The sequence below is a fragment of the Chryseobacterium gallinarum genome, assembly GCF_001021975.1.
Classification (GTDB): Bacteria; Bacteroidota; Bacteroidia; order Flavobacteriales; family Weeksellaceae; genus Chryseobacterium; species Chryseobacterium gallinarum.
In genome coordinates, this window is the sequence record NZ_CP009928.1 from 1580514 (window position 1) to 1602750 (window position 22237).

The window sequence follows — 22237 nt, forward strand, 5'->3', positions numbered from 1 at the left end:
ATCAATAATTATTTTTGCCGAATGTTTTCAGTGAATCATCAAAAATTTATAGAAATGGATGAGCTTTCTCTTCAGAAGGTTCCCTATTTTTTCATGGTAGACTTTCTTTCCGGGAAAGTAGAAATATACCGAAAGGAAGAAATTGAACAATCAGGATTAATCATTGATTTTCAACACTTTTCCACTATAAAAAAACATCCTGAACTCACAAAAAAAATAGAATGGAAATCATTTCCTGAAACCCTTGAAAGTTTTAAAACAGGCTTTGACAAAGTTCAAAAAAATATCCGGTTGGGTAATTCTTATCTGGTAAATTATACCCGGAAGACCAAAATTGAAACCAATTTAACACTGGAAGAAATTTTTTATCATTCTGTTGCAAAATATAAAGTTTTTTATAAAGATTTTTTTGTATTTTTTTCTCCGGAAACTTTTGTAAAAATCATTGACGGTAAAATTTTAACTTATCCAATGAAAGGAACGATTGATGCCTCCCTGAAAAACGCCGCAGAAGTATTGAAAAATGATAAAAAAGAAAAGGCTGAACATTATACTGTTGTAGACTTGCTCAGAAATGATCTGAGTATGGTGGCTGATGAGGTGACTGTAGATAAATTTCAGCACATCGATTTTATCAAGACACAACAAAAAGATCTGTACGCCATGAGCTCTGAAATTACAGGAAAGCTGAAACCAGAATTTGATGGAAAAATAGGAAGCATTATGCAAAAATTACTTCCTGCCGGTTCTATTTTAGGAGCTCCAAAACCCAAAACACTGGAGATCATTTTAGAGGCCGAAGGATATAAAAGAGGCTATTATACAGGAGTTTGCGGCTGGTTTGACGGTAAAAATGTCGACAGCTGTGTGATGATACGCTTTATTGAAAAAGAAGGAGATCAGCTTTATTTCAAAAGCGGTGGCGGAATTACCCACATGAGTAAATTAGAAGACGAATATCAGGAAATGAAAAACAAAATTTATGTCCCAATTCATTGAAAGCATTAAGGTAGAAGACCAGGAAATTTTCTTATTGGAACTGCATCAGAAACGTGTAGATCAAACGTTCTCTCACTTTGGAAAAGAAGGAAGTATTGATCTTGCTAAAATATTCAAAAGCCTGCAGCATGATGAAGACGGTCTTTTCAAATTAAGAATCGCCTATGATCTTGATAAAAAAATCAGGACCCAGATGATTCCCTATGCGATCCCTGAAATTAACGATTTCCAGCTGGTAGAAAACAATAGCTTCGATTACTCCTTCAAATTTGAAGACCGCAAAGAACTGGATAAAATGAAAATGAAGGCAAAAGCGGAAGAAATCATTATTGTCAAAAATAACCACATCACCGATACTTCTTTTTCTAACCTTTTGTTTTTAAAGGGAAAAGATTGGTTTACGCCTAACTCTTATCTTTTAAACGGAGTGCAGAGGCAAAATCTTTTAAAGCATAAAAAGATCAAAGAGACTGAGATTACCTTACAGAACATAAAGCAATTCTCCCACTTTCAGATCATCAATGCTTTAAATGATTTCGACGATATGTTTATTTATCCTATTGACAGAATAATCAATCTGCCGGGAAATGAAGAATATCTTGACCTTTAGCTTTCTTTCATAAAGTTAAAATAAGCCTTTTGGATATCAGCACTATTCTTTCCGGAAGTATTGACTTCCAGTATTTTAGGCAGCACATCAGGTTTAAAGAAATTCTCAAGAACCCTGTCCAGAGTAAGCTCATCTTCCACCTTAATGTAAGAAAATCCAAAGTGTTTTGCCAAATACTCTGCTGTTTTGCGGTGCTTTGTCGCAATAAACTCATCTAATGTGTTCGGATTGGCATTGCCGGGTCCCGGAATAATCTTAAAGATATTTCCTTCTCCGTTATTGAAAATCATAATCCGTACAAATGGAGGAATATATTGGTTCCAAAGGCCGTTAATGTCATAAAAGAAACTTAAATCCCCTGTTATCAGCAAGGTTGGATTCGCATTTTTAATCGCAAATCCCATTGCTGTAGAAGTAGACCCGTCAATTCCGCTTGTTCCCCTGTTGCAATACATTCTTCTTTTACCGAAATCAAACAATTGTGCATATCTGATAGCAGAAGAATTGGCAAAATGGATATTGTAATTTTCAGGAATGGTCTGTGAAGCTTTATTGAAGAAATAAAAATCTGAAAACTCAACCGTATTTAGAAACTGTTCATGCTTTGCATCTTTTTTATCCCTTAAAACATCCCAAAGGTTGAAATAAGGCCTTGGTTCAAGATTAATATATTTCAATAATTTAGAAAAAAAGACCTCAGGTTTCACTTCAATCTTTTCCGTTAAAGAAAAATACGTATCAGGCTGCCATACCTCATCCAAATGCCAATGTTGCTTCGGACGTGCATTTCTTAAAAATTGTTTTACTTTTTTGGAAACCACATTTTGTCCTACCGTAATCAAAAGGTCCGGGGCATATGTTTTATAATCTTCTTCGGTAAAATTAAAGATATAACGATCAATATGCCTGAAAAATTTCTCGTGGTATAAATTGGAATTCACTTCACTTAATACCACTACAGAGTGGTTTTTTACCAGCTGAGTCAATTGATTTTCCAGTTCGGGGCTGTAATCCCTTGTTCCGACCAGCAGCATGATTCTCTGAGAAGTATTCCATTCTGCAACCAGGTTGGATGGAATTTCATATTCTTTATGCCTGATGGTTTTTTCAACGGTAGGAAAAGGCGGAAGCTCAGAAACCAGTTCATATAAAGGTTCTTCCAGCGGTATATTGATATGGACCGGCCCCTGCTTTTCAAAACAAAGTTCGATCGCTTTTTTAATCGTGTCGAAATTAATATCTTCTGCTCCTTCCTTACTGTCTTCCAGCAGTTGGAAATCACCATAAGAGTGCTGATGAAATACATCCTTCTGCCTGATTGTCTGCCCGTCAAATATATCCACGAAATCCGTTGGCCTGTCAGCCGTTAACACTAAAAGTGGAATATTCTGATAAAATGCTTCTGTGACCGCAGGGTAATAGTTAACCACAGCGGAACCGCTTGTACAGGTAATGGCAACAGGTTTTTTCTCACTTTTTGCCATTCCCATCGCTACGAAAGCTGCACTTCTTTCATCTACAATGCTGAAGCAGTTAAAGCCATCCACTTCTGAAAAGTGAATCGCCAAAGGGGCATTTCTTGATCCCGGGGAGATCACAACATCTTCTATTCCGTACTGCTGAAGAAGATGTGCAAGTATTTGGATACTTCTCTTAGAAGAATATTTTTTCATACAGCAAATTTAACTTATAAATAATGATTTTAAAATCATTTAATTTAAAAAAAATGTAATTTTGCTACTCGTAAATTTCTATAAATGGATAAAATACCTAGTGTAGACCTGCGTGATTTCCTTTCGGGCAACCCGGAACGCAAACAGAAATTTGTAAATGAAATCGGAAAAGCTTATGAAGAAATTGGCTTTGTAGCTTTAAAAGGCCATTTTCTTGATGACCAACTAGTAGATGAACTGTATGGAGAGGTTAAAAACTTTTTTGAGCTGCCTGTGGAAACTAAACAAAAGTATGAGATTCCAGGAATTGGTGGCCAGAGAGGGTATGTAGGATTTGGTAAAGAAACCGCAAAAGGTTTCAAAAAAGGGGACTTAAAAGAGTTCTGGCACTTCGGACAATATCTGTCTGAAGATTCCAAATACAAAACAGAGTATCCTGACAATGTAATCGTTGAAGAACTTCCGAAATTCAACGAAGTAGGAAAAGAAGCCTTTCAAATGCTCGAAAAAACAGGGCAGTATGTTTTGAGGGCACTGGCCCTTCACCTTGGTTTAGATGAATTTTATTTTGATGACAAAATTGCAGAAGGAAATTCTATCTTAAGACCTATTCATTATCCACCTATCACAGAAGAGCCGGATGATGCAGTAAGAGCAGCAGCACACGGAGATATCAACCTGATTACCCTTTTAATGGGAGCACAAGGTAAAGGCCTCCAGGTCCAGAACCACAACGGGGAATGGATTGATGCTATTGCAGAGCCGGATGAGCTGATGATCAATGTTGGAGATATGTTATCAAGACATACCAACAATAAATTGAAGTCTACGATCCACAGAGTGGTGAACCCTCCAAGAGAGTTGTGGAGTACATCAAGATATTCAATCCCTTTCTTTATGCATCCCATCAGTGGCATGTCTTTAAATGCTCTTGACAACTGTGTTGACGAAAACAATCCAAAATTGTACGAAGATACAACAGCAGGAGAATTCTTACATGAAAGGCTGATAGAACTAGGCTTGATTAAAAAGTAATTATAACAATAGTCAGTAATTGAATTACTGACTATTTTTCTATTCATTACGCCATTATGCAATAATACTGCGGACAAGGTGTAGATTGTGTAAAAGTTCCCCATGGACATATGCAGGTATACATATCTCCACCTCCACTTCCCGGACTACCTCCTCCGGTTCCCGGATTCTCTACGTAAGGAACACATTGTCCTCCTGAACAAATATACCCGGCAGAACAGCCCCCTGTGCCCGGCCCCTCTCCCTCAAAACAATAGGCAGGCCCTATATCTCCTGCTACGGTCCTCTTTTTTTCTTCTCTGGAAAGTCTTTTGAAATTTTTCATAGCTTTTAATGTTTGTTTTTTTTTACTCATAGGCCTTTTCAGATATGCCTGTTTAAAAATAACATTTATTTAACTATTAATCAAATACTTAATTAATAAAATCACTTTTAAATAGCAATATATCCCCCTATTCTTTATTATTTTTTATTTTTAACATATTAATTCTATATTAATTAAAATATTTAGTTAATTTTACTTTACTATCAATTTTTTAATTAAAACAATATGAAAAATTTAAAAAAACTAAGAAAAGACCAATTAAAAGGTATTTCCGGAGGCACAGAACTTCCGGGAGCTGAATTCTGTATGTATTATTGTAATGGTACATTAATTTGTGCAGGCTGCAGTGACGATTTTAAATGTCCGGACATAAGCAATGATATGTAAAACGACTCAAAATGAAATACATGAGGCCGCATCACTTGATATGGCCTCATTTTTTATTAATTACTTAATCAAAAAGCCTTAGTTGCTGATCCCGGCTTCCCGTAAAATTTGCAGTTGAAAGTTTGGGAAATTCCTTTCCTTCAAAAAACTTCTTTCTGCCAATTTTAAAAGTAGTATGAACCATTTCAGCAATGTTTCCTTCTCCCTTTTGTCTTTCAAAATATCTTTTATCCCCCAGTTTTCCGCCACGCATAGAACGAATCAGATTCAATACTTTCTGGGCTCTGTCCGGAAAGTGAGCTTCAATCCAATTGACAAATACAGGTTCCACCGTATCATTAAGCCTTACCAGTGTATAGCCAAAGCTCAATGCTCCTGCATCAGAAATCGTTTTCAATATTGTCAGCGGTTCATCACTATTTAATCCAGGAATGATAGGAGCTACCATAACATGGACAGGAATTTTATTTTCAGAAAGAATTTCTATAGCTTTCAATTTGTTGGAAGCAGAGCTTGTTCTGGGCTCCATCTTTCTTCTAAGCTCTTCATTGATTGTGGGAATACTTAGCGATACTGATACCAGGTTCTGTTCTGCCATAGGTTTTAAAATATCAATATCCCTTAACACCAGTGCATTTTTGGTCAGGACATTGACAGGATGTCTGTAGTCAAGACAAAGCTGCAGTAATTTTCTGGTAATTTCAAATTGTCTTTCTGCGGGCTGATAGCAGTCCGTATTTCCGGAGAGTAAAATCGGAGCTGCTTTATATCCTCTTTTTTGAAAAAATTTTTCGAGAAGCTCAGGTGCATTTTTTTTCACCATGATTTTTCTTTCAAAATCAATTCCCGCACTATAGCCCCAGTATTCATGGGTAGGCCTTGCAAAGCAATAAGAACAACCATGTTCGCATCCCTGGTACGGATTCATAGAATATTCCATAGGAAGATCTTCGCTCTTCACCTGGTTGACAATGGTTTTCGGAAAAACCTCCGTAAAAGAGGTTTTCACGGTTTCGAAATCTTCATCATCAGGCTCATAGGTATACCTGTCGAAACGGTTGATAACGTTTCGCTGAGCTCCCTGACCTTTTATGAAATTTTCGTTTGCCATTCTGATGTAAAATTAGAGTGGAATTTTTATAAAATAATAAGTTTTAACACTAAAGTTTTCCACAAAAAAATCCAACACCTTCAAAAGCGTTGGATTTAAACATAATTAAATATATTTTCTTACTACTTCAGCGCGTAAAATTCCACTCCGTGAGTTTCATCGTCGTGGTTTGTTTGATCAAAGTGTCTGTGATAATCCGAATAGGTATCACTATATTTTTTATCTTTTTTAGTCAAAATCTTCTTAATTCCTATTAAACTCAATACTGCCAAAAGACCAACTCCTCCTGCCAGTAAAACTCCAACTTCTTTTTTCATATTTTCCTGATTTATTATTATTACCATTGCAAAAAGTATACCTATCTGAAGTTGCCGAATTATAAATTTTGTTAACATTCAACTTTATTTTTAAAGAAATTATAATCCTTTATTTTTCTCATATCAGGAAGGGTATGGTTTAATTATTGTACTTATCTGTAAAAAATATTATTATGGAAAATCCAGAAAACATAGACAGAATGACCACCTTAAGCCAGGTCATGAAAACCCTTTCCGAAAGAGGTATTCATAGAGAATTCAGGATGAATGAAAGTTGTGAAATGAAGTTTGAAAATTCTGACAAAATTTATAAGCCCAATGAACTCACAATTTTAAAGACCTATCGTTTTGAGGGGGATAGTAATCCTGATGATAATGCTGTACTTTATGTGGTAAAAGACGATGCCGGAAATCGTGGAATGATCATCGATTCTTACGGAGCAGACAGCAATTATCCTGGTGAAGAATTTGACAAATTTTTAAGAGAAATTCCCATTCTTGAAAGTGACGAATTTAATTTTTAGATAGCGCACCTGACTAAATATATTTTTAAACCATTAAGACCGTTTTAACTAAAAAATTTTTCACGCCAATTGATTAGAGCAGCCCGTTAGAACGCTTAATGGTTTAAAATTTATTCTGTAGCCGAATCTTTTTTCTTTTTAAAGAGCCCCTTCAGAAATCCCTTTTTCTCTTTTTTACTCTCCCGCGACGGTGACGTCGTAGTCTTATTTTTTATTTCCTGCTTTATTTCCCTGACAGATTCTTTCATTTCTTTTACAGAGGAAACAGCATTTTTCACTTTCTTCTCTGTTTTTTCCACATTAGCGCCAATCAGCGTTTTCTTTAAACCTTGTTCAATTCCTTTCCAGAACAGGTTAAAAAATGATTTTGTAGGGTCACGCTCAACATTTTCCACCGTTACAGATTCGGGAAAACTTCCTGAATCCGATTTAAGAAAAACATTCACCACGGCAGTTAAAAGGCCCTTCTTTTCATGGTTATTTTTATTTAAAACAGCAATTTTCAGGTCTTTATGCTTCATATTGAATGTTCCGTGCAATCCTGCCGGATTTCCTTTAAAATTAAACAACAGTTCCTGAATTGTCCCTTCTGTAGCAGTCACATGCAGATAAGGACGGATAAAAGGGTTAATTCCTTTCGCCGGAAGTCCAGCAATTCTTCCCGAAATAGCAAAAACATCATTTTGATCTGCCACATCAAAATTCCAGTTTACAGAAAGGGGGGCCAGGTTCATAAACGAGCAGTTGATTTTAATATCAACTTTTGTAGGTTTTCCTTTCGTCTTGGCAGAATTCAGGTTTTTGACGTTCATATTAAAGTTGCTGAATGTCAGTTTTCCAGGGCCCATACTTTCGGGAGTGTCTTCTTCATATACCAGGATTGAATTCTTTAGATCCATATCCGCAATAGTCAGCGGAATTTTAACAGACCTGAGCATTTTCGAGTACAGGGCTTTTATTTTAGGATCATCCTTGGGAATTTTACTCCTGAAAATATTAGCATCTGCAGATTGGATGGTCACATGCGAAGCGTTAACAAATTTATGCTGAGAAAACAGCTCCCAGTTTCCTTCTGCAGTGATCTGTCCTGCCTTTAAATCATATAAATCTCTTTCAACAGGTATCATTTTGATAAACTGCGCCCTCGAAACGAGCGGCTTCATGGCAAAATTATTAGCCTGAATCCTGTTTTTGTTAAGTTTCAGCAGGCCAAGGTTAATATTGTAAAACCGGGTTTTATAAGCAAAATTACGGGTGGTGAGAAAATAATTTTTAACCTGGAAGGAAACCCCCTTTCCATTTGGCCCGGGAATAAGCTCAATATCATTAAACGTAGCATTCAGATCATGAAAAGATAGAGGTTGTTTTCCTTTATCATAGGTAATATTCGAGTTTTTTAAAGAAGCTTTTCTCACGATCAGGGAATGAATAATACCCGGATTTTTAGAAACATCAGGTTTATCTTCCCTTCCATGGAGTGTTCCGTTTACATTTTCTATAAGAAGATCTTTGACATCCAGCATCAGTTTTTTATCAATAAAATCCAGTTTATTGACATGAAAGGCAATATGATCGGATTTTATACCCATATTGGTTTTCCCATCCGCAGAGTTTCCCGGTGTAAGTGAAATATCCCTGAGTTCACCGTTTGTTGGTTTTAGGGCGATGCTTCCAATATTGATATTCTGGTGATCGGTATACACAATATCTTTTCCTGAAAATGTGAAGTCCTTATATCCGATAGGAATGACCCGTTCAGAAGTGTCTTTGTTGAACATCAGTTTATTAATATTCAAATTAAGATGTGCTGCTGACAAGAGCCTGTTTCCATCCGGCTTATTAATGTATACTACGGCGTTGTTCAATTTTACATTTTCAAGATTGACCTCAAAATCAGATTTTTTTTCTGTTTTTTTTGCTTTGATTCCGGTATTGTAAACGGTAAGAACAGGACTTTTAAAGTCGACATTGGCAAGGGATACCTTATTTTTATTTAAAACAATATCTTTAAAATCCATCCTGGGAATGGAGAATTCAAACAATCTGGCTTTTTGGGGATAGAATTTTTTAAACCGGGCAAAAGATAAAAGTGGAACCAACTTAAAATTTACAACCGACATCTGTCCGTTTGTTGTATGTATAGATCCTATAGTTATTGCATATACATTATCCGGACGAAAGAAAAAGTTTTTACCTTTAATACTGTAGTGGTCAAAAACAACCGGTAATTTATTCTCTACAGATTCCTCGGTCATCTGTAGGTTTTCAACTAATAAATCCAGTTCCTGTACTGATAAAAATTTCTGTCTGGTATGCCTGAAAATAGTAACTGTTCCGTTGCTGATCCTGATGTTTTCAAATAAAACGGGATTTCTTTTTTTGCCTGTTTTGCGATCAACAGGTTTAGCCAGGGTTACATTCAGACGGGGTCTTGCCAGCAAGAGGTCAGAAGAGCTTATTTTTTTGTTGAAAACAGCATCATAAATACCCAACCGGCTAATTTTCAGAGTATCAATGGTGCCTTGAAGTCCTATAACATTGTTATTTTGAGGATCTTTGTTATTGACAGCGATCCCTGTAGCAAAAATATTTCCGGTTCCCAGATCTATATCCAGTGTTTTATAGGATACTTTATAATCCGAATGATTCTTAATATAATCAGGAAGCTGGGTTTTAAGCCATAAATTCAGTCCGAAATTTGCAATAAGAAGAAGAACAGCAAAAATCCCGAACCCTATTAATAGTTTTTTAACCCATTTTTTCATATTTGTGATCTGGTTTTATTGGTGATATATATTAGGATTTATTTTTTACTTCCAATTCAATAAGGTATCCTTCATGTCCCCTTACATTAATGAAGTTTCCGCCTTCAAATCCCAAATACTGTCCTTTGATTCCGGTAAGCCTCCCCTTAAACTCGGGTTTTTTGTCCAAGCTAAAAGAAGTTACTTTTTCCGGTTTTTCAAAAGGATAATCAAACATCCATAAATCTTCTCCATCTCTGTAGAATTTTTGGAAATCTTCAGGGAAATATTCCTTAATCTTTTGTCTGAAATCCGCAAGATCTATTTCTCCTTCAAAATCATCCTGAAGCATTTTCCTCCAATTGGTTTTATCAGGCAAATGATTCTTTAAGGCGACTTCTATCATTCCAGCCTCATAACGATTGTCTGTCCTGGCGATCGGCAGGGCAAAAGTTGCTCCCTGATCAATCCATCTGGTAGGAATCTGGGTGTTTCTGGTCACTCCTACTTTTACGTCTCCCGTATAAGCCAGATAAACAGTGTGAGGCTGAAGCTGAATTTCTTTTTCCACTTCAAGGTCACGTTCAGCAACTCCCAGGTGTGCAGTAGAAAGTTCCGGACGGATAATTGTGTCACTGGCATACGGGCTTTCAAAAAAACAATTTTTGCAGAAGCCCATCCTGTAAACAGGTTTATCCTCCCCGCAGTTTACACATTGAAACCCTATATGCTTTATGCTTAGCTCCTTTCCAAAAAGTTCATTCATGTGGATCAGATCACCTGAAAGATTAAGATAGTATTGAATCGGCTTCGCATCGTAGCTCGTCATTTTTAAAATTTGCCCTTGAAACTGCATATTAATTTTATATTACTTTTTTAAGTAAATTTAATGATTATATTTTCAAAACGTAAAATTTATATTTTTGTACTAATAAAAAATCACAGATGATTTACCTTGTAACAGGAGGCAGCGGATTCATTGGTTCTCATTTAATTGAAAAATTATTAAGAAATGGACATTCTGTCATAAACATTGACAATTTTGATGATTTCTATGATTATCAGATTAAAATTAAAAATACATTAGAGTCAATTGGTGTAAATCCGGATTTTGAGTTTTCCGGTAAAGAGACTGATATACGGCATTTAATTTCACTTTCCTCATCGGAAAAATATACTCTTTACTACCAGGATATCAGAGACAAAAAGGGGCTTGAAAGCATTTTTAAAAATCATCATATTGATATGGTCATCCACCTGGCTGCCCTTGCCGGGGTGCGCCCTTCTATTGAAAGGCCTTTGGAATATGAAGAGGTTAATGTCCGTGGTTCAATGAACCTTTGGGAATTATGCCGTGATTTTAATATTAAAAAATTCATTTGTGCCTCGTCATCAAGTGTTTATGGAAACAATGAAAAAATTCCTTTTTCGGAAACCGATAATGTAGACCATCCTATTTCCCCTTATGCGGCCACTAAAAAAAGCGGGGAAATATTAGGACATGTCTATCATGAGCTGTATCACATTGATATGATTCAGCTCCGTTTTTTCACCGTATACGGGCCCAGACAAAGACCGGACCTTGCGATACATAAGTTTACCCGTCTTATTTCAGACGCCCGGGAAATTCCTTTTTATGGAGATGGCAATACAGCCCGGGATTATACTTATATTGATGATATTATTGATGGTATCGTTAAATCTATTGTTTACCTGGAAAATCATTCCGGGGTGTATGAAATTCTTAATTTAGGAGAAAACCAGGTGGTCACCTTAAATGAAATGGTAACTGCCATTGAAGAAGCGCTGGGGATGGCAGCCACCAAAAAAATTCTGCCAATGCAGCCGGGAGATGTCACAAAAACTAATGCAGATATTACCAAAGCGAAGGCTTTAATAGGGTATCAGCCGGGCACAGACTTCCAAAATGGCATAAAAAAATTTGTGGAATGGTTTTTGAGAAAACGTCATTAAGTAAAATACTGACATACTGCCATGCAGCTGTGACAGACATTTATAAGAAAAAAATTATAAAAAGAATTGAAAATCAAGTATAAAAAAGTTTATTATACAACCTATTTTTATACTTTTGCAAAAAATTAGAAAATTATGTACTGGACATTAGAATTAGCTTCATATCTAAGTGACGCACCTTGGCCAATGACAAAAGCAGAGCTTATTGACTACGCAATCAGAACTGGTGCACCAATGGAAGTAGTGGAAAACCTTCAGGCAATTGAAGATGAAGGAGAAATTTATGAATCTATTGAGGAAGTTTGGAGTGACTATCCTACTGACGAGGACTTCCTTTGGAACGAGGATGAATATTAATAAAGCGATAAGCTTTAAGCTGCATGCTTAGAGCTTTTTTGCCCTTTTTATATATTAATTTACACGATAAGCGTGTCATTTAAACGCTTAAAGCATTTGCATTAAGCATAAAGCAAAAAATTTATGAGTTTTTTAAACAAAGTTCTTAAAGGGTTTTTGGGAGACAAAAAAGCGCAGGACCTAAAAGAAGTAAAAAAAGTTGTAACAAAAATCAAAGCTGTAGAACCTGACATCCAACAATTATCGGATGACGGTTTGAGACAAAAGACGGCTGAGTTTAAAGAGAATATAAAATCTGCAACCAGCAAGATTACAGCTCAGATAGAACAGATAAAAGAGCAGATTAAAAATTCAACTAACGTTGATGAAAAAGAAGCTCTTTTCTCAAAAATTGAGTCTTTAAAGAAAGAATCATACGAGATTGAAGAAAAAGTCCTGGTTCAGCTCCTTCCTGAAGCTTTTGCATTAGTGAAAGAAACAGCAAGAAGATGGGCACAGAATGGAGAAATCCGGGTAACAGCAACTGACTGGGATAGAGAGTTGGTAGCTGCAGGAAAAGACTTCGTAGAAATTCAGGGAGACCAAGCTGTTTGGAAAAACTCATGGGACGCAGCCGGAACTCCTGTAGTTTGGGACATGGTCCACTATGATGTTCAGTTTATCGGGGGGATTATTCTTCACAGCGGTAAAATTGCCGAAATGGCAACCGGTGAAGGTAAAACTCTGGTAGGAACATTGCCTATTTACTTAAATTCTCTTCCGGGAAGAGGAGTTCACGTGGTAACTGTGAATGATTACCTTGCCAAAAGAGACTCGGCATGGATGGGACCTCTTTATCAGTTCCACGGAATGTCTATTGATTGTATCGACAACCACCAGCCGAATTCAGACGGAAGAAGAAAAGCATATAACTCAGATATTACCTACGGGACCAACAACGAATTCGGTTTCGATTACCTGAGAGATAATATGGTGACTTCACCTTCAGAACTGGTACAAAGAGAACTGAACTTTGCCATTGTGGATGAGGTGGATTCTGTATTGGTAGATGATGCAAGAACACCACTGATCATCTCTGGTCCGGTTCCCCAGGGAGACAGACAGGAGTTTGATGTCCTGAAACCTTCTATCGACAGAATTGTTGAAGTACAGAAGAAAACGGTTTCTACTATTTTTAATGAAGCCAAAAAACTAATCGCTGCCGGAAACACCAAAGAAGGTGGTTTTAAATTACTTCAGGCGTACAGGGGACTTCCAAAAAACAGACAATTAATTAAATTTTTATCGGAAAGCGGAAACAGAGCATTGCTTCAGAAAGTGGAAGCGCAGTACATGCAGGATAACAACCGTGATATGCCGATTGTAGATAAGGATCTTTACTTCGTGATTGAAGAAAAGAACAATCAGGTAGACCTTACAGACAAAGGTGTTGAATACATGTCTCAGGGAAATTCTGATCCAAACTTCTTCGTGCTTCCGGATATCGGAACTGAAATTGCAGAACTGGAGGCTAAGAACTTATCTAAAGAAGAGGAATTTGAAGCAAAAGAAAGGCTTTTCGCTGAATTTGCTGAAAAGTCAGAAAGGGTTCACACAATGAGCCAGCTACTGAAAGCTTACACATTATTTGAAAAAGATGATGAGTATGTAGTAATTGATGGTGAAGTAAAAATCGTTGATGAGCAGACGGGACGTATCATGGAGGGACGTCGTTATTCGGATGGTCTTCACCAGGCAATTGAAGCTAAGGAAAATGTGAAGATTGAGGCAGCTACCCAAACTTTTGCAACCATTACGCTTCAGAACTATTTCCGTATGTACAACAAACTTGCGGGAATGACCGGTACTGCAGAAACAGAGGCAGGTGAGCTTTGGGAAATCTATAAATTAGACGTTGTTGTAATTCCAACAAACCGCCCTATCTTAAGACAGGACAAACAGGATTTAGTTTATAAGACTAACAGAGAAAAATATAATGCCGTAATTGAAGAAGTTGAAAGGTTAACAGCAGCCGGAAGACCGGTACTTGTAGGGACCACTTCGGTTGAAATCTCTCAATTGCTTTCCAAAGCATTACAATTAAGAAAAATTCCGCACCAGGTATTGAACGCTAAGCTTCACAAAAAAGAAGCAGAAATCGTTGCCGGTGCAGGACAGCCGGGAGTGGTAACTATTGCTACCAACATGGCTGGTCGTGGTACAGATATTAAGCTTTCAAAAGAGGTTAAAGATGCAGGAGGCTTAGCCATCATTGGTACTGAGAGACATGATTCAAGACGTGTTGACAGACAGCTGAGAGGTAGAGCAGGACGTCAGGGAGATCCGGGAAGTTCCCAGTTCTATGTATCTCTGGAAGATAACCTGATGCGTCTCTTCGGATCTGAAAGAATTGCTAAAATGATGGACAGAATGGGTCATAAGGAAGGCGAGGTTATTCAGCACTCCATGATCAGCAAGTCTATTGAAAGAGCTCAGAAAAAAGTAGAGGAAAACAACTTCGGAACAAGAAAAAGACTTCTTGAGTATGATGACGTTATGAACAAACAACGTGATGTGATCTATAAGAGAAGAAGAAATGCCCTATTCGGAGATCATTTGAAGTATGATATTACGAATATGATTTTCGATGTTGCCAACTCTATCGTAGCAAAAGGAAAAGCCAACGGAAGTTATAAAGATTTCGAATATGATATTATCAAAACCTTTACGATGGAGTCTCCGGTTTCCGAAGAAGATTTCAAAGGTAAATCTGTTCAGGATTTAACAAATATCCTATTCAAAGCTGCCCAGGAGGATTATCAAATGAAACTGAACCTGTTGAAAGAAAAATCGTTCCCAATCATTGAGAACGTATATCAAAATCAGGGTTCAATGTTTAAGATGATTCAGGTTCCTTTCACTGACGGGCACAAGACAATGACTATCGTAGCTGATTTAAAAGAAGCCTATGAAACGAAATGTGAAAGCCTGGTGAATGATTTTGAAAAGAACATTACCCTGTCTATCATTGATGAGAACTGGAAGCTTCACCTCCGTGAAATGGATGATCTGAGAAGATCTTCACAGGGAGCCGTTTACGAGCAGAAAGATCCATTGGTAATTTACAAACAGGAGTCTTTCCATCTATTCAGTGAAATGATTGATAAAATGAACAAAGAAATTATTTCGTTCCTATACAAAGGAGAAATCCCTTCATAAGGAATTATTAATAATAATATAAGAAAACCGCGCCATTACTAATGGTAGCGGTTTTTTGTTATCTATTGTATATATTTTTATGATAAATGTCAATAATATTATTTATTTAGAATAGTTAAAAATAATATATTTGCATAAAATTTGACTTTCATGAAAAATGTACTGTTTTGTGCCTCATTATTAAGTTCTATTATAGTGGTTGCACAGGAAAAAGATTCCACCAAATCTAATCATATTGAAGAAATTGTAGTCAATGGTAAGTATTATAAGAAATATGTAGAAAAGCAGGGATCTTCTTCTCTTCGTCTGGATGAAGCACTAATAAAAATTCCTCAGAACATTTCAATCATCACCAATAAAGCTTTAGAAGATCAGCAGGTAACTACTTTAAGTGACGGCGTTCTAAGAAACGTTGCCGGAGCCCAAAGACTGGAACATTGGGGAGATATGTATACAAGAGTAAATATGAGAGGAGCCAGAGCAGCAGCTTTTATGAACGGAGTCAATGTTACCTCCAACTGGGGGCCTTTAAGCGAAGATATGAGCTATGTAGACCATATCGAGTTTATAAAAGGTCCTTCAGGATTTTTAATGTCAAACGGAGAACCGAGCGGAATCTATAATATTGTTACGAAAAAACCTACCGGAAACGCTTTAAACGGAACAGCAAGAGTTACACTCGGAAGTTTCAATATGTACAGAGGAGAAACGGATATTGACACAAAAATCACGAATAAAGTAGCATTCAGATTAAATGTAATGGCCCAAAACAAAAAAAGTTTCAGAGACTATGAATTCAATGACAGGTACATTATTAATCCTTCATTAAAGGTGGATCTTAGTGATAAAACTACTTTAACAGCAGAATATATTTATCAAAAAGCAAAAATGTCCGAAGTGGGCTCTGCTTATGTATTCAGTGCAGACGGTTATGCTACCCAACCGGTTGAATACAGCATTACAGATCCCAGCATTGATCCTACAAGGGTTACCAACAATACGATTAATGTAAACCTGCAGCATAAATTTAATGAGAACTGGAAATTAACATCGCAGCTTACTTATGTCAATGAATATACATTAGGAAGTGATATCTGGCCTACAAAGTTTGAAGGACAGTATATGCTTCGCGGTTTAAACTATTGGGAGGCAAGCAATGAGATGAAGTTCGGACAGCTATTTCTGAATGGTTATGCCAAAACAGGATCTGTTTCTCATAAAATCTTAGCCGGATTAGACCTTGGAAGTAAAAAATATATTGCAGACTGGAATCAGAACTACAGCCTGGATAAAAACAACGAAAATGGAGATAATGGTACGCCTGATTACAGATATTGGTTTAATGTAAATACCCGCAATTATGATATCAATGGTGAAAGCTCTTATTCAGGGCCCAATGGCACTTATAAACCATTTGACACGAGTAAGCCTCTTTCTGTAAGAGCTGGTGCCGGGGGTACAATTGATCAAAATTATACGGGGTTATACTTACAGGATGAACTGGGGTTTTTAGATGATGCCCTGCGCCTTACTTTAGCCGCCCGTTATACTACCGTAAAGGAAAACAACTACGGCACATTGTCTGAGGCCAACAGAATCACCCCCCGTATTGGCGTAAGCTATTCTATTGATGCCAATACATCTGCTTATGCTTTATATGACCAATCATTCAACCCGCAGGCAGGTTTGTTCAGGGATGGAACAACAGCAAAGCCTGTAACAGGAAGCAATATGGAGATTGGCTTCAAGAAAGACTGGTTTGCCGGAAAATGGAATACTACATTATCATTGTATAGCATTAATAAAAACAATGCTATTACAGGAGATCCATCAGATCCTACCTATAAATATTCTATTCTGCTTGGAAAAACAAGGGCACAGGGAGTGGAATTTGATCTGAAAGGGGAAGTATTTAAAGGCTTAAATGCAATATTCAACTATGCATTCACTGAAAACAAATTCACTGAAACAACACCAAAAGCAAACAAAGGAGATAAAGTTCCGGGATATGCCAAACATACGGTGAACGGATGGTTAAACTATACATTTACAGTAGGTGAACTAACTGGCTTTGGATTAAACTTCGGAGGAACGTATATGGGTGATAGAAGCAGCTGGGACTGGGGAAGCACAAATACCTTACAAATGGGTGATTATGTAAAATTCGATGCCGGGGCGTCCTGGGAAAATGCAAAATTCAGGATCAACCTGAATGTGTTCAATGTCTTCAACAGATATTTATACTCAGGAACTCCATATGCCGGGTATTATTATTATCAGGCAGATGCACCTAGAAATTTCAGATTATCAATCGGATATAAATTTTAATAATAAAGTTAGCCCTTCAGGGTTAACTTTTGCTATGAGAAAAAAGCATCACCATAAAAAGAAGGTTTCTCCAACAAGGAAATGGTCTGCCAGACTGCATCTGTGGTTTGGCTTGTCCGTTGGTATTATCGTTTTTATTGTGTCTCTGACCGGCACTTTATATGTTTTTAAGGATGAAGTACAGAATATCCTTCGTAAGGACGCCATTTATATAAAACAGGAAGATACCGGTAAACAACCTTTATCAATTTCTATTCTTCGCGAAAAAGTAACCTCAGCAGTTAATGAGCAATATCCGGTAAATTCTGTAGAAATTCCTTTAGATAAAAATAAATCTTACCGCTTTCTTTATTATGAAAAAAATAAGAAGGGATGGAACTATTTTCAGGAAGTTCTGATGAACAAGCAGGTATATGTTAATCAATACACTGGTGAAATTCTGGGTATTTACAATGAAAAATATGATTTTTTCAATATTTTAAAATATATTCATTGGGGACTTCTTCTCAATTCAGACTGGGGCAAGTATGTCGTGGGAATTCCTTCCATACTTTTTATCTTTATGCTGATCACCGGAATTATATTATGGTGGCCCAAAAACAAAAAAGCAAGAAAAGGACGGTTCTGGTTCAGTTGGGAAAATGTAAAAACCTGGAAGCGCAAAAACTATGATCTTCATAATATTTTAGGATTCTATGCTTCATTTATTGCTTTATTAATGAGCATTACCGGAATTTATTTTGCTTACCCGTATGTGAAAAATGCATTCAACCTTACACTCTCAGGCTCTTTTGAACTGCCTAAAGAAAAAGAAATCAAATCACCTGATTCCCTGATGCCAAAAAACCAGGCGACTTTTGATCTTGCAGCGGTACAAACACAAAAATTATATTCCGGATCATCCAGCTTCAGAATATCCTTAAACGGAAAAAATAAAAAAGGAAAAGAGCTTAAAAATCTTCCGGTCACAGTGTATGGCCAGGAAGGAAGGTTCAGTGAAAGGAACCTTCTCATTTTTGACAAATATTCAGGAAAACTTCTCGCCAATAAACCTCATCACAAACTCAATAATGCTGAAAAATATGCGAATGCCAATTACGATATCCATACAGGTTCCTACTTCGGGCTGTTTGGAAAAATCATATGGTTTATCGCCGGCCTCATTTGTACCTCACTCCCGGTCACCGGATTCTTAGTCTGGTGGGGGAAAAGAAAGAAAAAAGGAAAGAAAATATAATGAAAAAAGTGATTTTGTCAGCGGCCTGTTTAGGAACCACGATGGTCTTTGCGCAGGTTAAGGATAGTTTACAAACCCAAAGCGTTGAGGAAGTTGTGATGACAGCCTCAAGAAAGAAGGAAAATATCAAGGAAATTCCAGGCTCAATCACCGTGGTTGCGGAAAAGCAGATTCAATCTCAATTGACGGTCAATTCGGATATTACGAGTATCCTGCAGTATACCGTTCCCAGTTTAGGAACCAATTCCGGGCAGACATCGAATACCGGACAAACATTAAGAGGCCGCCAGGTCCTGGTATTAATTGACGGAATTCCACAGTCTACTCCTCTCCGAAACGGGGCAAGAGACCTGAGGGTTGTTGATCCTTCAGCGATTGAAAGAGTTGAAGTCATAAAAGGAGCATCCTCCATCTATGGAAATGGTGCCGATGGTGGTATCATCAATTATATTACGAAAAGAAGTAAAACAGATAAGAAAATCTCCGGGATATCACAGATCGGTTTTACCGGCCAGCCTTACGGAGGAACCCTGGGAATAAGAGCCAGCCAGCTTTTAACAGGAAAAATTAACAGGTTTGATTATACCTTTTCACTAGCTTATGAAAGAACAGGTTACATGAAAGATGCAAGCGGTGTTTATCTGAGTCCAACATACAGTACTGCGAAGATGGATAATTACAACGGAATGTTGAAATTAGGCTACAATATCAATGATAATCAAAGAATTGAAGCATCTTATATTGGTTACTCCTCAAGATCTGATCTTAACCTGGGGCTAAGTACAGGAAAATATGGCATCAGGCCAACCATAGGCGAAGGAGTGGGGAAAAGCCTTGAAACAACACCACAGGGAACTCCAAAAAACCACAACATCAGGGTAAGCTATGACAATAAAAACCTGTTTGCAGGAACATCATTGAATATTAATCTTTATTATCAGGATTTTAAAACAGTCTATGGGTACAGTGATACTTTTTTGAATGGAGGGCAATCCAATGTTATTTCTAAAAAAGCCGGGGCGCGATTCAATTTTGACACCCAACTCTGGAATTCTGGCAATTCTCAGGGAGAAATTATCTACGGAGCCGATATCCTGAACGACCAAACCGTACAAAAACTGGAAGACGGCCGTTTCTGGACTCCCAATATGAATATGACCAATATTGCTCCTTTCCTATTGACAAAAATTGACCTGTTTAAGAAACTGACCATTAAGGCCGGGCTTCGTTACGAAAATATCAGGGTGAATGTAGATGATTTCAACACCCTTTCAGTACTTAAAAGTGATGGAACTTTTACAACCAGCATTCCTGTTGCAGGAGGAAAATTAAATTATAACGCCTTAGTAGGAAATATCGGTATCCGCTACAATGTTCAGCCTTATATTAATCTTTTTGCAAGCTTTTCACAAGCCTATTCTATCAACGAGCTGGGAAGAATCTTAAGAACCTCAACTTCCGAAACGATTAAAAGTCTTGAAACCAAACCTATCATTGTCAACAATTATGAACTGGGAGCAACAGGACAGCTTTCAAACTGGCTGAATTATGAATTAACTTCCTATGTGAGTACTTCCAAACTAGGAGCTTCTTTTGTACAAAGCCCGGACAGAGCATTAATGATCCAGAGGTCACCGGAAATCGTTTATGGTGTGGAAGGCTTTTTACACTTTACTCCCCTACACTGGCTTCAATTTGGTGGAAGCTACAGCTGGATGGAAGGAATTACTTCTCTAAAGGATGACGGGAATTATTCTGCAAAAATCAACAACAGCAGGATTTCTGCTCCGAAAGTGCTTGCTTATGTTCAGGCAAAACCCATACCGGTGCTGTCCTTAGGTCTGGATATGCTTCATTCATTCACCCAAAGCAGATTTGAGCCTAATGCAAAAACAGGGTTGTATGCTTATGGTGAAGGGTATGTTCCTGAATATACAGTTTTCAATTTCAAAACAAGCTTTGAGGTTAACCGTAATTGGAAATTGTCTTTAGGCATCGAAAACCTGTTCAATAAAAAATATCAGCCTGCTATTGCCTGGTGGTCGGCAAGAGACAATGAATTCGTTAATGCCTTGGGAATGAGGGGAACTCTCATGGTGGAATATAAATTTTAATTAATCTAAATAAGATTAAGATTATCTTTGTACTATTTTACTGCGATATGAAGAAAAAACATCATCATAAAAAGAAACCGGGATTTTTTAAGAAATGGTCCGCTAAACTCCATTTATGGTTCGGGCTGGGAATTGGTTTTTTAATTTTTATCATTTCCATTACCGGAGCCCTTTATGTTTTTAAGGATGAAGTGGAAAATTTCACCCGGAAAGAAGTGATGTATCATCACGAGCAGAATATTGATCAAAAACAGGTTCTTCCCATCCGCATGATGGAAAAAGCTGTTGCAGAACAGGTAAAAGAAAAATATCCTGTCCATTGGGTCAATATTCCTATCGACAAAAAAATGTCGTACTCATTCTTTTGGTACGAGCACAATACGAAAGGCTGGAACTATTTTGATGAATTTCCCATCTATAAACAAGCCTATGTAAATCCTTACACCGGAAAAGTATTAAGGGTTTATGACGAAAAAAATGGTTTTTTCAATATTGTAAAAATGATTCACTGGAGCTTCCTTCTAAAACAGGATTGGGGAACGTATGTTGTGGGAATACCGGTCATTATTTTTATTATCATGCTGATAAGCGGTATTATATTATGGTGGCCTAAAAATAAAGCAGCAAGAAAACAGCGATTCTCTTTTAAATGGAAAAATATCAAGGGCTGGAAAAGAAAAAATTACGATCTCCATAACGTACTGGGTTTTTACGCATCCATATTTGCTTTAATTTTTTCTATTACAGGGTTATTTTATGCTTTCTTTGTTGTACAGGCAATGATCTATCTCATCTTTTCCGGCGGGAAAACACAATACCCGGACTTCTCCCACATCAAAACCAAAGCACCTGTGGAACTGAGAACAGAAGGAACTCTTGATAAAATCATCAATACTGTAAAGCTGAAATATCCGGATTCTTATGGTTTTGCCATAGATCTGGGTCATGAGCATATGGATGATCATGAGCATCCCAATTTTGAAGTATTTGTAAAGCATTTATCATATTCTTATCATAAAAGCAGCAGCCTGATTTTTGATGAAAACTCAGGTGAATTGCTTCATGTACACGATCCCAAAGACAAGAATTTCGGGGAAAAAGTTGTCAATGCCAATTATGACATTCATGTAGGAGCCATACTAGGGCTTCCCACTAAAATTATAGCCTTTGTAGTAAGCCTGATCTGTGCATCACTTCCGGTAACAGGTTTCCTGATCTGGTGGGGAAGAAAAAAGAAAAAGCCAATAAAAACGGCTTAAAATGTAAATAATGCTCAGTTCATAATCTATTAATACAATCTTTTT

General features: G+C 37.1%; 18 protein-coding genes. 12 read left to right on the forward strand and 6 right to left on the reverse strand.

Annotation, left to right across the window (positions count from 1 at the left end; genetic code table 11):
- Positions 1 to 21: 21 nt before the first annotated feature.
- Both OK18_RS07075 and OK18_RS07080 read left to right on the forward strand, forming a co-directional pair.
- Positions 22 to 999, forward strand: a complete 978-nt coding sequence (locus tag OK18_RS07075; protein WP_053327557.1) for an aminodeoxychorismate synthase component I — start codon at positions 22 to 24, stop codon at positions 997 to 999.
- Positions 983 to 1609 carry an aminotransferase class IV gene (locus OK18_RS07080; RefSeq protein ID WP_050021833.1) on the forward strand — a complete coding sequence of 209 codons (627 nt, stop codon included), beginning with the start codon at positions 983 to 985 and terminating at the stop codon, positions 1607 to 1609. Before OK18_RS07075 ends, OK18_RS07080 begins: the two co-directional genes overlap by 17 nt.
- On the opposite strand, the gene menD is transcribed toward OK18_RS07080, so the two are convergent.
- Positions 1606 to 3282, reverse strand: coding sequence for a 2-succinyl-5-enolpyruvyl-6-hydroxy-3-cyclohexene-1-carboxylic-acid synthase (gene menD, locus OK18_RS07085; RefSeq protein ID WP_053327558.1), 1677 nt, complete (start codon positions 3280 to 3282; stop codon positions 1606 to 1608). The genes OK18_RS07080 and menD overlap by 4 nt on opposite strands.
- A gap of 84 nt (positions 3283 to 3366) precedes the next feature.
- Here menD and OK18_RS07090 point away from each other — a divergent pair, with 84 nt between their 5' ends.
- Positions 3367 to 4317, forward strand: a complete 951-nt coding sequence (locus OK18_RS07090; protein ID WP_053327559.1) for an isopenicillin N synthase family dioxygenase — start codon at positions 3367 to 3369, stop codon at positions 4315 to 4317.
- A gap of 46 nt (positions 4318 to 4363) precedes the next feature.
- Here OK18_RS07090 and OK18_RS07095 read toward each other — a convergent pair whose 3' ends face one another.
- Positions 4364 to 4642 (reverse strand): hypothetical protein, encoded by a 279-nt coding sequence (locus OK18_RS07095; RefSeq protein WP_156173237.1) that lies wholly within the window; start codon positions 4640 to 4642, stop codon positions 4364 to 4366.
- Positions 4643 to 4867: 225 nt separating this feature from the next.
- Here OK18_RS07095 and OK18_RS21445 point away from each other — a divergent pair, with 225 nt between their 5' ends.
- Positions 4868 to 5029, forward strand: coding sequence for a bacteriocin-like protein (locus OK18_RS21445; protein WP_167336353.1), 162 nt, complete (start codon positions 4868 to 4870; stop codon positions 5027 to 5029).
- A gap of 64 nt (positions 5030 to 5093) precedes the next feature.
- On the opposite strand, the gene OK18_RS07100 is transcribed toward OK18_RS21445, so the two are convergent.
- Positions 5094 to 6140: a PA0069 family radical SAM protein gene (locus OK18_RS07100; RefSeq protein ID WP_053327561.1), complete on the reverse strand. Its 1047-nt coding sequence runs from the start codon at positions 6138 to 6140 to the stop codon at positions 5094 to 5096.
- Positions 6141 to 6262: 122 nt separating this feature from the next.
- The gene (locus tag OK18_RS07105; protein ID WP_228377706.1) at positions 6263 to 6484 is read right to left on the reverse strand and encodes a hypothetical protein; all 222 of its coding nucleotides are present in this window, start codon (positions 6482 to 6484) and stop codon (positions 6263 to 6265) included.
- Positions 6485 to 6630: 146 nt separating this feature from the next.
- Here OK18_RS07105 and OK18_RS07110 point away from each other — a divergent pair, with 146 nt between their 5' ends.
- Positions 6631 to 6981: a hypothetical protein gene (locus tag OK18_RS07110; RefSeq protein WP_050021905.1), complete on the forward strand. Its 351-nt coding sequence runs from the start codon at positions 6631 to 6633 to the stop codon at positions 6979 to 6981.
- A 110-nt stretch (positions 6982 to 7091) separates the two neighbouring features.
- Here the strand turns inward: OK18_RS07110 and OK18_RS07115 are convergent, their stop codons facing one another.
- Both OK18_RS07115 and OK18_RS07120 read right to left on the reverse strand, forming a co-directional pair.
- Complete coding sequence (locus tag OK18_RS07115; protein WP_053327562.1) at positions 7092 to 9746, reverse strand: AsmA family protein; 2655 nt, start codon at positions 9744 to 9746, stop codon at positions 7092 to 7094.
- A 31-nt stretch (positions 9747 to 9777) separates the two neighbouring features.
- Complete coding sequence (locus OK18_RS07120) at positions 9778 to 10581, reverse strand: DUF2797 domain-containing protein (protein WP_050021828.1); 804 nt, start codon at positions 10579 to 10581, stop codon at positions 9778 to 9780.
- A gap of 89 nt (positions 10582 to 10670) precedes the next feature.
- On the opposite strand from OK18_RS07120, the gene OK18_RS07125 reads away from it, so the two are divergent.
- The 7 genes from OK18_RS07125 to OK18_RS07155 all read left to right on the forward strand — a co-directional run bounded on the left by OK18_RS07125 (position 10671) and on the right by OK18_RS07155 (position 22192).
- On the forward strand, positions 10671 to 11699 hold the full coding sequence (locus tag OK18_RS07125) for a GDP-mannose 4,6-dehydratase (protein WP_053327563.1): 1029 nt from the start codon (positions 10671 to 10673) through the stop codon (positions 11697 to 11699).
- A gap of 135 nt (positions 11700 to 11834) precedes the next feature.
- On the forward strand, positions 11835 to 12056 hold the full coding sequence (locus OK18_RS07130) for a DUF2795 domain-containing protein (RefSeq protein ID WP_002662059.1): 222 nt from the start codon (positions 11835 to 11837) through the stop codon (positions 12054 to 12056).
- A gap of 123 nt (positions 12057 to 12179) precedes the next feature.
- Entirely contained in the window at positions 12180 to 15254 is a 3075-nt protein-coding gene (secA, locus tag OK18_RS07135) for a preprotein translocase subunit SecA (RefSeq protein WP_053327564.1), read from the forward strand.
- A 150-nt stretch (positions 15255 to 15404) separates the two neighbouring features.
- Positions 15405 to 17582, forward strand: coding sequence for a TonB-dependent siderophore receptor (locus OK18_RS07140; RefSeq protein ID WP_053327565.1), 2178 nt, complete (start codon positions 15405 to 15407; stop codon positions 17580 to 17582).
- A 34-nt stretch (positions 17583 to 17616) separates the two neighbouring features.
- Positions 17617 to 18819 carry a PepSY-associated TM helix domain-containing protein gene (locus OK18_RS07145; RefSeq protein WP_053329313.1) on the forward strand — a complete coding sequence of 401 codons (1203 nt, stop codon included), beginning with the start codon at positions 17617 to 17619 and terminating at the stop codon, positions 18817 to 18819.
- Positions 18819 to 20933, forward strand: coding sequence for a TonB-dependent receptor (locus OK18_RS07150; protein ID WP_053329314.1), 2115 nt, complete (start codon positions 18819 to 18821; stop codon positions 20931 to 20933). The genes OK18_RS07145 and OK18_RS07150 overlap by 1 nt, the downstream gene beginning before the upstream one ends.
- A gap of 47 nt (positions 20934 to 20980) precedes the next feature.
- Positions 20981 to 22192, forward strand: coding sequence for a PepSY-associated TM helix domain-containing protein (locus OK18_RS07155; RefSeq protein ID WP_053327566.1), 1212 nt, complete (start codon positions 20981 to 20983; stop codon positions 22190 to 22192).
- Positions 22193 to 22237: the final 45 nt, after the last annotated feature.